Source organism: Streptomyces sp. NPDC001156 (genome assembly GCF_053598275.1).
The window spans coordinates 75,120-88,303 of record NZ_JBSFJX010000014.1; the positions used below are offsets into that span (position 1 = coordinate 75,120).

A 13,184-nucleotide genomic window follows, 5' to 3' on the forward strand; every position below is an offset into this window, starting at 1 on the left:
TACCCCTAGAAATGGGCGTGCCCGGACCGGTCACCAGCGCACTCTCGGCCGGTGTCCATGAACTTCTGCGCGGGGACGCCGTGCTCGTCTCCGACGCCGCCGACGTGGTCGAACTGGTCGGCGACATGGGTGAACTGACCTGCTGGAACCTGCCGCCCGGCGGGTTCTGGCGGCGCTACCCGCACACAGCGCGACATCGGCGTCCGAAATTGCGCGCGACGCACAAACGACCGAGGACGACGCGGTCGCGAGACTGTATGAACTCCGATCACTTGGTTTCGTCGAACGACACGACGATGGCTGGAAGTTGACACGCCAGGCCGTTGAAACCCCCCGACAAGATCGCGGCCGGTGCTGACTGAGTGTGTTCGGCCGTCCGGGCGACCCCCGACAGCCTTGGCAGTTCCCGTAGTTGACCCTTTCCAGCGATCACACAGGGCGACCCGCCCGGTCGCGGAAGGCGCCCCTCCGCGCCCGTTCGCTCACGGGTGATCCCTCATCCTTCGCACACTGCGACGCCACAGTCACGCTACGCTCACGAGGATCCCGACTCAGACAGGCATCTCGACATCAGACCGACAGCTCACCCAGGCAACCCCAGTTCACTGCAGAACGGCACAAGGCGACGAATGCCCCAGCACACCTCCGGGTCCGACCGGGCGGCGCTTCCCCCAGCCGCCCGTGACGGCGGCAGCGTGCGCCCGCCCGCTCCCTCGACGCTCGACGAGTTGTGGCGGTCGTACAAGGAGACGGGGGACGAGCGGCTGCGGGAGCAGCTGATCCTGCACTACTCGCCGCTGGTCAAGTACGTGGCGGGCCGGGTGAGCGTGGGGCTGCCGGCCAATGTGGAACAGGCTGACTTCGTCTCCTCCGGGGTCTTCGGGCTGATCGACGCGATCGAGAAGTTCGATATCGACAGGGAGATCAAATTCGAGACGTACGCGATCACGCGGATTCGTGGCGCGATGATCGACGAGCTGCGGGCGCTGGACTGGATCCCGCGGTCGGTGCGGCAGAAGGCGCGCAGTGTGGAGCGGGCGTACGCGACGCTGGAGGCCCGGTTGCGGCGGACGCCGTCCGAGGTCGAGGTGGCCGAGGAGATGGGGATCGGTGTGGAGGAGCTCCATGCCATCTTCAGCCAGTTGTCGCTGGCGAACGTGGTGGCCCTGGAGGAGTTGCTGCACGTCGGGGCTGAGGGTGGCGAGCGGCTGAGCCTGATGGACACCCTCGAGGACACCGCCGCCGACAACCCGGTGGAGGTGGCCGAGGACCGGGAGCTGCGGCGGTTCCTGGCGCGGGCGATCAACACCCTGCCCGACCGGGAGAAGACCGTGGTCACGCTCTACTACTACGAAGGGCTCACCCTCGCCGAGATCGGCAACGTACTCGGGGTGACGGAGAGCCGGGTGAGCCAGATCCACACGAAATCGGTGCTGCAGCTGCGGGCCAAGCTGGCGAGCTTCGGGCGCTGAGACCGCACCCCTCGGCGCGGCGTCCTCCGCGTAGACAGCCCGCCCGCGACCTGCGGAATCAGTCCGCGACGGGCCCTGGCGGGCGGAGTCCGGGAGCGGGGTGCCTGGCGGGTGTGCTCCCGTCGGCGGTGGTCCGTCCGTACAGTGGTTGACGTGCCAAGGATTCGAGCGGCCTCCGTGGCCGAGCACCGGTCGATGCAGCGAGCCGCCCTGCTGGACGCGGCACGGTCCCTGCTGTCCGAGGGGGGTACGGAGGCGCTGACCTTCCCGGCGCTCGCCGAGCGGACGGGCCTGGCGCGGTCCTCGGTCTACGAGTACTTCCGTTCCCGTGCGGCCGTCGTCGAGGAGCTGTGTGCGGTCGACTTCCCCGTCTGGGCGGCCGAGGTCGAGGCGGCGATGGCTGCGGCGGACGGGCCCGAAGCGAAGATCGAGGCGTATGTGCGGCGGCAGCTGGCGCTCGTGGGGGACCGGCGGCATCGCGCAGTGGTGGCCATCTCCGCGAGCGAACTGGACGCCGGGGCGCGCGACAAGATCCGGGCGGCGCACGGAGGGCTTGTCACGATGATCGGCGACGCACTCGGTGAGATGGGACACCGTGAACCCCGGCTGGTGGCGATGCTGCTCCAGGGCGTGGTCGACGCGGCGGTGCGGCGTATCGAGCTGGGTGCCGCCGAGGATCCGGTCGCCATCACGGAAGCGGCGGTCGCGATGGCTCTGCGGGGCGTCCAGGGCTGAGCGCGGCGCCGGGCACGGTATCGGCAGCCAGGAGGGCGTGCTCGCGGCTACGGGACGGCACCCGAACGGGTGTGCCCCCTGCTAAGGCGCCGACTGCCAGGAGGGCGTGCTCCCGGCCACGGGACGGCACCCGAACGGGCGTGCCCCGCCTACGGCGCCGGCACGTCGTCCACCCGTAGCAGTCGGGACGGTCCGGCCCACAGCAGCCATGACGGCAGCAGGGACAGGGGGTTCAGGTATGCCTCCCCTCTGCGCAGGCCCCAGTGTAGGCAGGGTCCCGTGCAGTGGGCGGTCGGCGGTTCCAGCACGCCCAGTACCTCACCCGGCTCCACCTCGTCGCCTTCATGCACCGATGCGCGTACGGGCTCGTAGGTCGTCCGCCGGCGGGTCGCCGGTCCCCGCCAGGTCGACGGAGACGACGCCCCGCCCGGCCACCCGCCCGGCGAAGGCGACCCGGCCGCCCGCCACCGCCCGTACCGGATCTCCCGCGGCCGCCGCCTCGGTGACCCGGGCCGTACGGATTCGCCGGTGGGTCCCAGCCTCGTAGGACCACGGGGTGGTCGCCCACCGGCCAGACCCGGGCGACGGCCGGCACCGGCGCGCCGGGGTCCGGTGCGGGTGCGGTGGCCGGATACCGCGGGCCCGGCTCGTCTGCCCGCGCGGCCGGCGCCCCAGCACACACCGTCATCATCAGCAGTACCGCAGACCAGGTCCGCAGGCATCGTTCCGCTCGCATGCGAATACCGTCCCGCACGCCGCGTGATCATGGCCGAATCTGTGGACAACCGCCCGGTTGGGGACAGTGGCGTCACCCGCCGCTCCGCCGGTCCCTTACACTTCTTGTGGCGATCCGGGTCACCGGGTCGACTTCGCACGCCCCGACACCAGACCCTCATGCGGCCGGTGTCAGCGCTCCTCGGTCCTTTGCGGCACGGCGCATCGCGGGCGTCAGGCGCGAGTGCCATCCCGGCGCCCGCGGTACAACCGAGAAAACTCAAGGAGAACGGCCATGGCCGTCGTCACGATGCGGGAGCTGCTGGAGAGCGGCGTCCACTTCGGTCACCAGACCCGTCGCTGGAACCCGAAGATGAAGCGCTTCATCTTCACGGAGCGCAACGGCATCTACATCATCGACCTGCTCCAGTCGCTGTCGTACATCGACCGCGCCTACGAGTTCGTCAAGGAGACCGTCGCCCACGGCGGCACCGTCATGTTCGTCGGCACGAAGAAGCAGGCGCAGGAGGCCATCGCCGAGCAGGCCACCCGCGTCGGCATGCCGTACGTCAACCAGCGCTGGCTGGGCGGCATGCTCACCAACTTCTCGACCGTCTACAAGCGTCTGCAGCGCCTCAAGGAGCTGGAGCAGATCGACTTCGAGGACGTCGCCTCCTCCGGTCTGACCAAGAAGGAGCTCCTGGTCCTCTCGCGTGAGAAGGCCAAGCTGGAGAAGACCCTCGGCGGTATCCGCGAGATGCAGAAGGTGCCGAGCGCCGTCTGGATCGTGGACACCAAGAAGGAGCACATCGCGGTCGGCGAGGCCCGTAAGCTCAACATCCCGGTCGTCGCCATCCTCGACACCAACTGCGACCCCGACGAGGTCGACTACAAGATCCCGGGCAACGACGACGCGATCCGCTCCGTCACCCTGCTCACCCGTGTGATCGCCGACGCCGTCGCCGAGGGCCTCATCGCCCGCTCCGGTGTCGCCGCTGAGGGCAAGGGCGAGAAGGCCGCGGGCGAGCCGCTCGCCGAGTGGGAGCGCGACCTGCTCGAGGGCGAGAAGAAGGCTGAGACCGAGGAGGCCGCTCCGGCCGCCGAGGCCGCCGAGGCTCCGGCCACCGAGGCGCCCGCCGCCGAGGCCCCGGCCACCGAGGCGCCCGCCGCCGAGGCCCCGGCCACCGAGGCGCCCGCCGCCGAGGCCCCGGCCACCGAGGCTCCGGCCGCCGAGGGCGAGCAGGCCTGACCTCAGGTCCGTTCGGCTGATGTGAGGGTGGGTGGCGCCGACCGCGCCACCCGCCGTTCACCCGCAGCCCTTAGATCTTCGTAGCCCGTAGATCTTTGGCGGCCGCCCGTACGATCCGTGGCGGCCGCCGACTTCGAGACTTCGAACTCCGAGAAGAGATTCACAGATCATGGCGAACTACACCGCCGCCGACGTCAAGAAGCTCCGTGAGCTCACCGGCGCCGGCATGATGGACTGCAAGAAGGCGCTGGACGAGGCCGAGGGCAACGTCGAGAAGGCTGTCGAGGCGCTCCGCATCAAGGGCCAGAAGGGCGTCGCCAAGCGCGAGGGCCGCTCCGCCGAGAACGGCGCCGTGGTCTCCATCATCGCCGACGACAACTCCTCCGGTGTCCTCGTCGAGCTGAAGTGCGAGACGGACTTCGTCGCCAAGGGTGACAAGTTCCAGGCCGTCGCCCAGGGGATCGCCGAGCACGTCGCCAAGACCTCCCCGGCCGACCTCGAGGCCCTGCTCGCCTCCGAGATCGAGCCCGGCAAGACCGTCCAGGCGTTCGTGGACGAGGCCAACGCCAACCTCGGCGAGAAGATCGTCCTGGACCGCTTCGCGCAGTTCGCCGACGGCTTCGTGACCGCGTACATGCACCGCACCATGCCCGACCTGCCGCCGCAGATCGGTGTCCTCGTCGAGCTGGACAAGCCGAACGCCGAGGTCGCCAAGGGCATCGCGCAGCACATCGCCGCCTTCGCGCCGAAGTACCTCTCCAAGGAGGACGTCCCGGCCGAGGTCGTCGAGTCCGAGCGTCGCATCGCCGAGGAGACCACCCGCGCCGAGGGCAAGCCCGAGGCCGCGATCGCCAAGATCGTCGAGGGTCGCCTCAACGGCTTCTTCAAGGACGCCACGCTGCTCGGCCAGCCGTACGCGCTCGACAACAAGAAGTCCGTCCAGAAGGTTCTGGACGAGGCGGGTGTCACCCTGAAGCGCTTCACGCGCATCAAGGTCGGCATCTGAGTCCGTACCGCGATCGACGCGCGACCCCGATAGGGTCGTAAGCAGTCGTCCATGCTGTGCGCATTTGCGGTCCGCGCACCAGCGCGGCGGACGACAGCAGATCTGACGAGGAGGCCATTGCCGCGTATGGGATGCCAAACACCCATCGGCAATGGCCTTCTTCGTATGTGCACCACGAGGAGATCTCCATGACCACCAAGGCCGAGAAGCGCGACGACGGCAAAGTAAGCGGCCGGTTTCTGCTGAAGCTGTCCGGAGAGGCGTTCTCAGGCGGTACCGGACTCGGCGTCGATCCGGACGTGGTGCACGCCATCGCCCGTGAGATCGCGGCCGTGGTGCGCGACGGATCCCAGATCGCCGTCGTCATCGGCGGCGGCAACTTCTTTCGCGGCGCCGAGTTGCAGCAGCGCGGCATGGACCGCGCCCGTTCCGACTACATGGGCATGCTCGGAACGGTCATGAACTGCCTTGCCCTCCAGGACTTCCTGGAGAAGGAGGGCATCGACTCGCGCGTGCAGACCGCCATCACCATGGGCCAGGTCGCCGAGCCGTACATCCCGCTCCGTGCCGTGCGCCACATGGAGAAGGGCCGCGTGGTCATCTTCGGCGCCGGTATGGGCATGCCGTACTTCTCCACCGACACGACCGCCGCCCAGCGCGCCCTGGAGATCGACGCCGAGGCGCTGCTGATGGGCAAGAACGGTGTCGACGGGGTCTACGACTCGGACCCGAAGACCAACCCCGAGGCCGTCAAGTTCGACTCGCTCAGCTATGGCGAGGTCATCACCCGCGACCTCAAGGTCGCCGACATGACCGCGATCACCCTGTGCCGGGACAACAAGCTGCCCATCCTGGTCTTCGAGCTCCGGGCCGAGGGCAATATCGCGCGGGCCGTCAAGGGTGAGAAGATCGGCACACTCGTGGGTGACCAAGGCGGCCGGGACTGACCAGAGGCAGACCCGTCCGGGGTGAGCCCCGTCCGGGCGACGGACCTGACCGGGGGATGGACAATGTCCTACCGGTCCGGAACCGTGCAGGAAGAAGACGCGACGCAGCCGGCGGCCGCCCACGGATGCCGGGCCTACTCAAGACACGCAGGAGCAAGTGGTGATCGAAGAGACCCTCCTCGAGGCCGAGGAGAAGATGGAGAAGGCCGTCGTGGTCGCCAAGGAGGACTTCGCCGCGATCCGCACCGGCCGTGCGCACCCGGCGATGTTCAACAAGATCGTGGCCGACTACTACGGCGCACCGACGCCGATCAACCAGCTGGCCTCGTTCTCGGTGCCGGAGCCGCGCATGGCCGTGGTGACCCCGTTCGACAAGAGCGCGCTGCGCAACATCGAGCAGGCGATCCGCGATTCCGACCTGGGCGTCAACCCGAGCAATGACGGCAACATCATCCGCGTGGTGTTCCCCGAGCTCACCGAGGAGCGCCGCCGCGAGTACATCAAGGTGGCCAAGGGCAAGGGCGAGGACGCCAAGGTCTCGATCCGCTCCGTGCGCCGCAAGGCGAAGGACGCCATCGACAAGCTGATCAAGGACGGCGAGGTCGGCGAGGACGAGGGCCGCCGTGCGGAGAAGGAGCTCGACGACACCACCGCGAAGTACGTCGCGCAGGTGGACGAGCTTCTGAAGCACAAGGAAGCGGAGCTGCTCGAGGTCTGATGAACGACTCTTCCTGGGGGGCGCCGCCACAGACCGGGTACTGGGGGCCCGCCGACCAGGGGCCGGCCCACGGCCCCGGCCCGGCGGGTCCCGCGTACGATGCGCATGACGCCCAGCAGACTCGCCCCATGCCCATCGTGCCCGAGGTACCCGCACTCGGCGGAGACCAGGATGACGATCCGGGGGTCGCTCGGGTGAGCGGCCCCTTGTTCCGCGACGAGACGCCGCAGGCGCCGGCCCGCTGGGCGGTGCCTGAGAATCCGGAGCCCATGCCCGACGCCCCGCAACCGGCGCCCGCACCGCAGAAGAAGAGCGCGGGCCGTGACCTGGGCGCGGCCATAGGGGTCGGCATCGGGCTCGGTGTCGTGATCGTCGCGTCGTTGTTCATCGTCAAGGCCGTATTCGTCGGCGTCGTCGCGGTCGCCGTCGTGGTGGGCCTGTGGGAACTGACCAAGCGGCTGGAGGAGCGCAAGGGCATCAAGGCACCCCTCGTGCCGCTGGCAGTCGGCGGCGCGGCCATGGTCGTCTCGGGGTATGTGCGGGGCGCCGAGGGCGCCTGGGTGGCGGTGGCGCTCACGGCGCTCGCTGTCCTGGTCTGGCGTATGACGGAACCGCCGGACGGCTATCTCAGGGACGTCACGGCAGGTGTCTTCGCCGCCTTCTATGTGCCGTTCCTGGCCACGTTCGTCTCGATGATGCTGACCGCCGAGGACGGTCCGCGGCGGGTGCTGACGTTCCTGGTGCTGACGGTCGTCAGCGACACGGGCGCGTACGCGGTCGGCTGGCGCTTCGGCAGTCACAAGCTCGCTCCGCGCATCAGCCCCGGCAAGACGCGAGAGGGTCTGGTCGGCGCGGTCACCTTCGCAATGGCAGCGGGCGCGCTGTGCATGCAGTTCCTGATCGACAACGGCTCGTGGTGGCAGGGTCTTCTGCTCGGCCTCGCGGTCGCGGCCAGCGCCACCCTCGGCGACCTCGGCGAGTCCATGATCAAGCGCGATCTCGGCATCAAGGACATGGGCACCCTGCTGCCGGGACACGGCGGCATCATGGACCGCCTGGACTCGCTCCTGCCCACGGCGCCGGTGGTGTGGCTGCTGCTCGTGCTGTTCGTCGGGAACGGCTGAGGGATCGTTCCACGCGTCGCCGGTCTTCACTTCTCCGTCGAGGGGCTCGTCGTCCACAGGACACGAGCCCCTCTTCGCATACCGCGGTACCGGCTTCGTCATTCAGGCCACACGTCCGGCCCGCCCCCGCGCCACTCGATCAGGTCCGACGTCGAGGCGTCGACGTCCTCGAGTCCTGCCCGTCGCATGAACTCTTCGACGTCCCGCGGGCCGTGTGCCAGACCGAGCGTCGCCGCGTCCGCCGTCACCTTGCGACCGCCGCGCGGCGACGGCGGATGCACCACCACAGGTCGTTTTCCGGACATGCCCACAGAATCGTCCGCCCCTTCCCGGCATGCGTCCTGGCATCCTGTCACCGCAGCCTCGTCACCGTGAAGCCCGTGGGCCGCACCGTCCCGGCCAGGATCTCCACAACCAGCCCGGGCATCGTGACGATGTAGGTCTCACCGGCGTCCGTGCGGCCGTACGCGCATCCGGGCGGTGTGACGACGCATGCCCCGACCTGCCCGGCCAGGGGAGCCGCGAGCGTCTGCGAGAGCACGGCGCGCCCGTCCGGCAGGCGCACGGCGAGCGCGCGCGGCCGCTGCGCCGGACCCGTGTAGCCGAGCACCTCGGCGTCGAAGGTCTGGGTGTGCTGGATCTTCCTCCACGACGAGGAACGTCCCGCCTGGTATGTCGATGCCGCCTGCTTGGCGACGACGCACTCGACTCCGGCGTCCTGGAGCGAGTCGTACCAGGCCCGTGCCACATCGGGGTCGTCCGAGGCCGGAACCGCCCGGATCCGCGACGGCGACGGCAGGCCTTCGAGGACGTCGAGCATGGCCAGGCGCCGTTCCTCATAGGGGCGGTCCCGCATGTCCGTACCCGGCAGGGCCAGGACGTCCCACACGAGGAAGCGCGCCGGATGCGCCTGCGTCGCCGCCCGCACCTCTGGCGGTGCGGAGGCCGTACGGGACTGAGCCGCCTCGAGGGAGAAGCGCCCGTCGACCGCGACGACGGCCTGGCCGTCGAGGACGACGCCCCGCGGCAGGTCCATCCCTGCCAGGGCGAGGTCCGTCCACGAGGCGGTCACATCCTGCCCGGACCGTGACTGGAGGCGCATCGCGTCCGCCGTGCGCCACATGACCGTCCGGTGGCCGTCCGGCTTGATCTCGTACCACCAGCCCGGCCCGGTCGGCAGCGTCGGCACCGGCCGGGCGAGCGCCACCTGTACCGGAAACTCCACGCGATCATCCTCCGACTGCGGCGGAAGGGCCGCCCGCACACCACGAGCAATCGTTCATGCGTTCGATTCTAGGCCTGCGCAGGCACGCGCACCACGGGCCCCGGCGGCCGAGACCGCGTGCCCTGTCGCACGACGTGGTCGCCGAGGCGCCGGAGCAGGCACTCAGGGTCCGTGGAAGGCACAACCGTTCCTAGTCAGTGAGCAGGAGTGAGTCTTGTACCCAGTCCTGGTCAACTGGCGCATCCCGAACGGTGGTGGATGCACTGGTCTCCCGCGTTCGCGCCGCGTCCGGCGACACGGATCGTGTCCGTGGTCCAAGGATGCGGGGGCGGGTTCCCTCACGCCCTGGGGTGCCGTGTCCGGCCTGGGCGGTCCGATGCCCCACACGATCGCTCTGGTCGTGTGGGGGCGGTGCCGTCCGTCGCCGGATGCGGTGCCCCAGGGCGCGCCTGCCGATCGCGATGCTCGCGGCATCGTGACGGCTGGTTTTCCTGGTCGTGTGGGTGAGGGGCCCCAGCCAGTGCTGGGCGCCCCACCTGCTGGTGTAGGCCGGGTCCACGGCGATGATGGTGATGCCGAGTTCGGCCGCCATGCTGACGAGCCGGGCCCGCAGCTTGGACACGGGCATGCCGGAGATCAACCGCCGAAACCGCCTCTGGCGGCCGTGCTTCTCCCGGGTCTTGTCCGCGCTGAAGTCGAGGTCTTCGATCGCGATCGACACCCCGTGGCGTTTCGCCCAGTGCAGGAGCCGGATCAGCGCATGCCGTACCTGGGCGTCACGCCGGTCCGCGGTGCCGGACAGGTCGTAGACGAACCGGCGGGGCCCGCCGCACGGGTTGCCGTGCTCGTCCAGCCGCCAGGCGGCGAGGTGGTCGGCGTTCGTGTCGACACCGATCACACCGCCCGTGCGGGCCTGGGACAGGGGGACGGTGGTGACCGGCGGGATCGTCCACGAGGCGGTCAGGTACCAGCGCAAGCGGCTCATGTCGTAGTGGATGCGGTAGGCCACGGCCCGGTTCGTGGTGATGCGGTCGGCCCACTCGTCGCTGCGGTGGTGGAAGACCGCGGTTGCGGCGAGGACGTACCGGCCGTGCCGGGCGTTCGCCAGGTGCGCAAGCGGGACGGGGAGCTTGAGGGAGACTTCGCCGTCCGGGGTGACGCGGATCGTCTCGTTCCCGAACCGCTTGCCCGATTCGCCGTCCGCCTGCAGGAACCAGCGCGATGCTTCCCAGCGCCGTCGCCATGCGTGCTCGGTGAGCTGCGCCGCCTCGAGGTGGTGTCGGGTGGTGAGCAGGCGTTTGCCGCCCCGCACGACCCGCACCCGCCCCACCTCGTGATCGGCCCGCTCCCGCTCCAGCCGGTCCTTGAGCAGATGCAGTCGCCGGGACTTGTGGAACCACTCCTGCCGGGTGCGGTATCCGCCCGGAGCCCGCTTCGAGCCCTTCTCGCCCACCGGCAGCGACAGGCGGTGGGTGATCGTCTTGATGCCGGCCTCAAGGCCGTGGATGTGCGCGAGTTGGGCGCGCCGGGACAGCGCCCACTGATCGTGGGTGGCCTTCGTGATCGAACCGGCCCAGCGCGAGGACGACGTGTCGGTCAGGGCCCGCTTGCGCCTGGCCCACGTATCCGCGGAGTGCTCCAGGCCCTCGGCGCACCGGCGTTTGAGATCCTTCGAGGCCAGCGAGCCCAGATGCGCGCCGACCAGACGTAACACCTGCTCGTCGTCCGGCGTGAGGGCCTTGATGCGGGTGCGGATCGCCACGCCGGACGGGCCGACGGCCACGAAGGGGGCAGCGATCGTGCGCAGCGACTCACCACGCATCGATGCCCTCCCTCCCCAACGCTTGATCAGCAACAGGAAGAACGGTATCGGCCGGCACTGACAGTGCCCGCCATGCGTCGTGCGCGCTGCAACACCACGAGCAAGTACATGCTCGTGCACACTCACACACACTCCTGCACATCCGAAACCGAACAGCTCCCAACCCCTCGTGTCCGATGTGGCCGATCGATGTGGTCGACCACCTCCGTGAGCAGGAAGGCGGCTGGTGTGACCGGGGCATCAGTCGCTCTCGACGGGGAACACGGAAAAGGGTGGACGAGGCGTTTCTCCGGTGAGGGGAGGCGGCCATGACTACTGCAGGCGGTTCTCAGGAGACGGTTGCCAAGGCCCTTGAGGCCCTCGGCACGGGTGCCTACCTGACGGACGCGCGCGGCTGCATCGTCGGCGTCAACAGGCGCGGCGAGCAACTCCTGGCACGTCCCGCCTCCGGTCTGCTCGGCCATGACGCACACGACCTGCTGCACCGCACCAGCGGCGGGGAATCCGTGCCGAGGGCCCAGTGCAGGATCTGGGAGTGCATCCTCGCCGGACGTACGGCGCAGGGCGCCGACGAGTGGCTCGAGCGCGGTGACGGCACGCTGCTGCCGGTGTCGTGGCTGGCCACCCCCTGCGACATCGGCGTCCGGCCGTCGATCACCCTCGTCCTCTTCCACTCGGCAGGCCGGGCCGATGTGCCCGCCCAGCGGCCACCGGCCAGCGGGCGGCTCTCCGATCTGCAACGGCTGACGTTGCTCGCCGAGACGCCCGCATGACGGTGAACGACGCGGGCCAGTGCGAGCTGTCCTGGACCAACGCGGGGCATCCACCGCCGCTGCTGGTCACCCACGAGGGCCTGGCCCACTACCTGACCGACGGCCACGGGATCCTGCTGGGCATCGCGCCCGACCAGGTCCGTCCCGATGCCACGGTGCAACTGCCGCCGGGGGCGACCCTTCTTTTCTACACCGACGGCCTGATCGAGTCCCCGGGGCAGATTCTGGACGAGGGCCTGAACCGCCTGCGCAGACATGCGGCGTCCTTGGCCCACCGTCCGCTGGAGTCCTTCGCGGACCAGGTGCTGGCACGGTCGCGCCCGCCGGACAACGAGGACGACGTGGCCCTGCTGGCGGTGCGGGTGCCCAGCTCGTGCCGTTGAGTCCGCGTCGCCGGCCGTCTGCCGCGGAGACAGGGCTTCGACCTGCAAAGACGCCACGTCGGTCCATTGTGGGCCGGGGCCGTCCGAGGAAGACCCGCGTCGGCCGGGAGAAGCACCCGATCCACGGCCTTCCTCACGGGTGGCCGGACTCGGTCAGCCGCCCAGCAGTGTGCTCAGGAACGCGATGATGACGCAGAGCGCCGCACCCAGAAGCAGGGTGATCCCTGCCTGATCGAGTCGGAGCCCTACGCGGCCGACGCGCAGTCCGGGTCGGCCAGTGGAGTTCGCCCGGGAGGCGAATCCGGCCCCCGCAAAGACGAACAGGGCCATGCCAAACAGCGTCAACGCCGCGTACCTCTCGGTGCGGGCCGGGCTGATCCGCCTGTAGGAGTGCGCGTCGACCCGGTCCAGGCGGGTGATCTGCCCTGAGGCCAAGGACGGGTTCACGGTGAAGCGTGCCGCTGGGTCCGTGGAGTGGCCGTCGTTCGACCGGAAGGTGCCGGTGCACCAGATCTCGGGCTTCGGCTGACCGACCCGTGCGCAGGATGCGACCGTGAGCGTGCCGGGCTCGCCCAGCAGGCCGACGGCGTGGCCTGCCTGGTAAAGCCCGAAGGTGATCAGCTCGGTGGCGATCAGCGCGAACAGGACAGAGAACGCCAGCCGCTGCGCCGGGTTCGCCGACCGCGACGGCCCACGGTTCGAGATCACTGGTGCCATGTACTGCCTCCCTGACCTGGCGGTCCCGTGAAGACGACACGTGAAGCTACCGAACGGGCCCAGAGCCGGCACCACTGGGCGTCACTCTGGGGCGGCCGAATGAGAGCACACAACGGTCCCTGACCGTCTCGCCTGGTCAGAGGCCGTTCGCCTGCGCGGTGGGGGTGGGATTTGAACCCACGGTGACTCGCGCCACGACAGGTTTCGAGACCGCTGCCGTTGGACTGCCCCTGGGCCTGTGACCTGCCGAAACAGGCATGCAAGGGATGAGAGTGCCTCGGCTGGCCCACGCGTGGCCC

Annotated in this window: 12 protein-coding genes and 3 pseudogenes; 10 read left to right on the forward strand and 5 right to left on the reverse strand. The window is 69.6% G+C overall.

What is annotated here, in order from left to right; genetic code table 11:
- Positions 1–11: 11 nt before the first annotated feature.
- The 3 genes and pseudogenes from ACWDA7_RS10445 to ACWDA7_RS10455 form a co-directional block, all read left to right on the forward strand.
- Positions 12–358: pseudogene (locus ACWDA7_RS10445) on the forward strand (DNA-processing protein DprA); the annotation flags it as partial.
- 271 nt (positions 359–629) lie between these two features.
- The gene (gene whiG / locus ACWDA7_RS10450) at positions 630–1,472 is read left to right on the forward strand and encodes an RNA polymerase sigma factor WhiG (RefSeq protein WP_450603720.1); all 843 of its coding nucleotides are present in this window, start codon (positions 630–632) and stop codon (positions 1,470–1,472) included.
- A 177-nt stretch (positions 1,473–1,649) separates the two neighbouring features.
- Positions 1,650–2,207, forward strand: a complete 558-nt coding sequence (locus ACWDA7_RS10455; protein WP_450603749.1) for a TetR/AcrR family transcriptional regulator — start codon at positions 1,650–1,652, stop codon at positions 2,205–2,207.
- A 149-nt stretch (positions 2,208–2,356) separates the two neighbouring features.
- Here the strand turns inward: ACWDA7_RS10455 and ACWDA7_RS10460 are convergent.
- Positions 2,357–2,895 (reverse strand): annotated as a pseudogene (locus ACWDA7_RS10460) (peptidoglycan DD-metalloendopeptidase family protein).
- 321 nt (positions 2,896–3,216) lie between these two features.
- Here ACWDA7_RS10460 and rpsB point away from each other — a divergent pair.
- The 5 genes from rpsB (at position 3,217) to ACWDA7_RS10485 (ending at position 7,965) form a co-directional block, all read left to right on the forward strand.
- Positions 3,217–4,170, forward strand: coding sequence for a 30S ribosomal protein S2 (gene rpsB, locus ACWDA7_RS10465; protein ID WP_450603721.1), 954 nt, complete (start codon positions 3,217–3,219; stop codon positions 4,168–4,170).
- A gap of 169 nt (positions 4,171–4,339) precedes the next feature.
- A complete protein-coding gene (gene tsf, locus ACWDA7_RS10470; RefSeq protein WP_450603722.1) occupies positions 4,340–5,176 on the forward strand; it encodes a translation elongation factor Ts in 837 nt (278 codons plus the stop codon).
- Positions 5,177–5,364: 188 nt separating this feature from the next.
- A complete protein-coding gene (gene pyrH, locus ACWDA7_RS10475) occupies positions 5,365–6,123 on the forward strand; it encodes a UMP kinase (RefSeq protein WP_359397211.1) in 759 nt (252 codons plus the stop codon).
- Between the two features lie 160 nt (positions 6,124–6,283).
- Complete coding sequence (gene frr / locus ACWDA7_RS10480; protein ID WP_014675285.1) at positions 6,284–6,841, forward strand: ribosome recycling factor; 558 nt, start codon at positions 6,284–6,286, stop codon at positions 6,839–6,841.
- Positions 6,841–7,965: a phosphatidate cytidylyltransferase gene (locus ACWDA7_RS10485; RefSeq protein WP_450603723.1), complete on the forward strand. Its 1,125-nt coding sequence runs from the start codon at positions 6,841–6,843 to the stop codon at positions 7,963–7,965. Before frr ends, ACWDA7_RS10485 begins: the two co-directional genes overlap by 1 nt.
- Positions 7,966–8,063: 98 nt before the next feature.
- Here ACWDA7_RS10485 and ACWDA7_RS10490 read toward each other — a convergent pair whose 3' ends face one another.
- The 3 genes from ACWDA7_RS10490 to ACWDA7_RS10500 form a co-directional block, all read right to left on the reverse strand.
- On the reverse strand, positions 8,064–8,270 hold the full coding sequence (locus tag ACWDA7_RS10490; RefSeq protein WP_450603724.1) for a hypothetical protein: 207 nt from the start codon (positions 8,268–8,270) through the stop codon (positions 8,064–8,066).
- A 47-nt stretch (positions 8,271–8,317) separates the two neighbouring features.
- Positions 8,318–9,190 (reverse strand): ATP-dependent DNA ligase, encoded by an 873-nt coding sequence (locus ACWDA7_RS10495; protein ID WP_450603725.1) that lies wholly within the window; start codon positions 9,188–9,190, stop codon positions 8,318–8,320.
- 190 nt (positions 9,191–9,380) lie between these two features.
- On the reverse strand, positions 9,381–11,012 hold the full coding sequence (locus tag ACWDA7_RS10500) for an IS200/IS605 family accessory protein TnpB-related protein (protein WP_450603726.1): 1,632 nt from the start codon (positions 11,010–11,012) through the stop codon (positions 9,381–9,383).
- Between the two features lie 308 nt (positions 11,013–11,320).
- On the opposite strand from ACWDA7_RS10500, the gene ACWDA7_RS10505 reads away from it, so the two are divergent.
- Positions 11,321–11,785 (forward strand): PAS domain-containing protein, encoded by a 465-nt coding sequence (locus ACWDA7_RS10505; RefSeq protein WP_450603727.1) that lies wholly within the window; start codon positions 11,321–11,323, stop codon positions 11,783–11,785.
- Positions 11,776–12,168 (forward strand): annotated as a pseudogene (locus ACWDA7_RS10510) (PP2C family protein-serine/threonine phosphatase); the annotation flags it as partial. The gene ACWDA7_RS10505 and the pseudogene ACWDA7_RS10510, both read left to right, overlap by 10 nt.
- A gap of 153 nt (positions 12,169–12,321) precedes the next feature.
- Here ACWDA7_RS10510 and ACWDA7_RS10515 read toward each other — a convergent pair.
- The gene (locus ACWDA7_RS10515) at positions 12,322–12,885 is read right to left on the reverse strand and encodes a hypothetical protein (protein WP_450603728.1); all 564 of its coding nucleotides are present in this window, start codon (positions 12,883–12,885) and stop codon (positions 12,322–12,324) included.
- Positions 12,886–13,184 lie beyond the last annotated feature (299 nt).

Excerpts from the sequence above, each read along its gene's own strand:
- whiG (WP_450603720.1), top strand. The coding sequence starts at position 630 with ATGCCCCAGCACACCTCCGGGTCCGACCGGGCGGCGCTTCCCCCAGCC.
- rpsB (WP_450603721.1), top strand. The coding sequence starts at position 3,217 with ATGGCCGTCGTCACGATGCGGGAGCTGCTGGAGAGCGGCGTCCACTTC.
- tsf (WP_450603722.1), top strand. The coding sequence starts at position 4,340 with ATGGCGAACTACACCGCCGCCGACGTCAAGAAGCTCCGTGAGCTCACC.
- pyrH (WP_359397211.1), top strand. The coding sequence starts at position 5,365 with ATGACCACCAAGGCCGAGAAGCGCGACGACGGCAAAGTAAGCGGCCGG.
- ACWDA7_RS10485 (WP_450603723.1), top strand. The coding sequence starts at position 6,841 with ATGAACGACTCTTCCTGGGGGGCGCCGCCACAGACCGGGTACTGGGGG.
- ACWDA7_RS10490 (WP_450603724.1), bottom strand. The coding sequence starts at position 8,270 with ATGTCCGGAAAACGACCTGTGGTGGTGCATCCGCCGTCGCCGCGCGGC.
- ACWDA7_RS10500 (WP_450603726.1), bottom strand. The coding sequence starts at position 11,012 with ATGCGTGGTGAGTCGCTGCGCACGATCGCTGCCCCCTTCGTGGCCGTC.
- ACWDA7_RS10505 (WP_450603727.1), top strand. The coding sequence starts at position 11,321 with ATGACTACTGCAGGCGGTTCTCAGGAGACGGTTGCCAAGGCCCTTGAG.
- ACWDA7_RS10515 (WP_450603728.1), bottom strand. The coding sequence starts at position 12,885 with ATGGCACCAGTGATCTCGAACCGTGGGCCGTCGCGGTCGGCGAACCCG.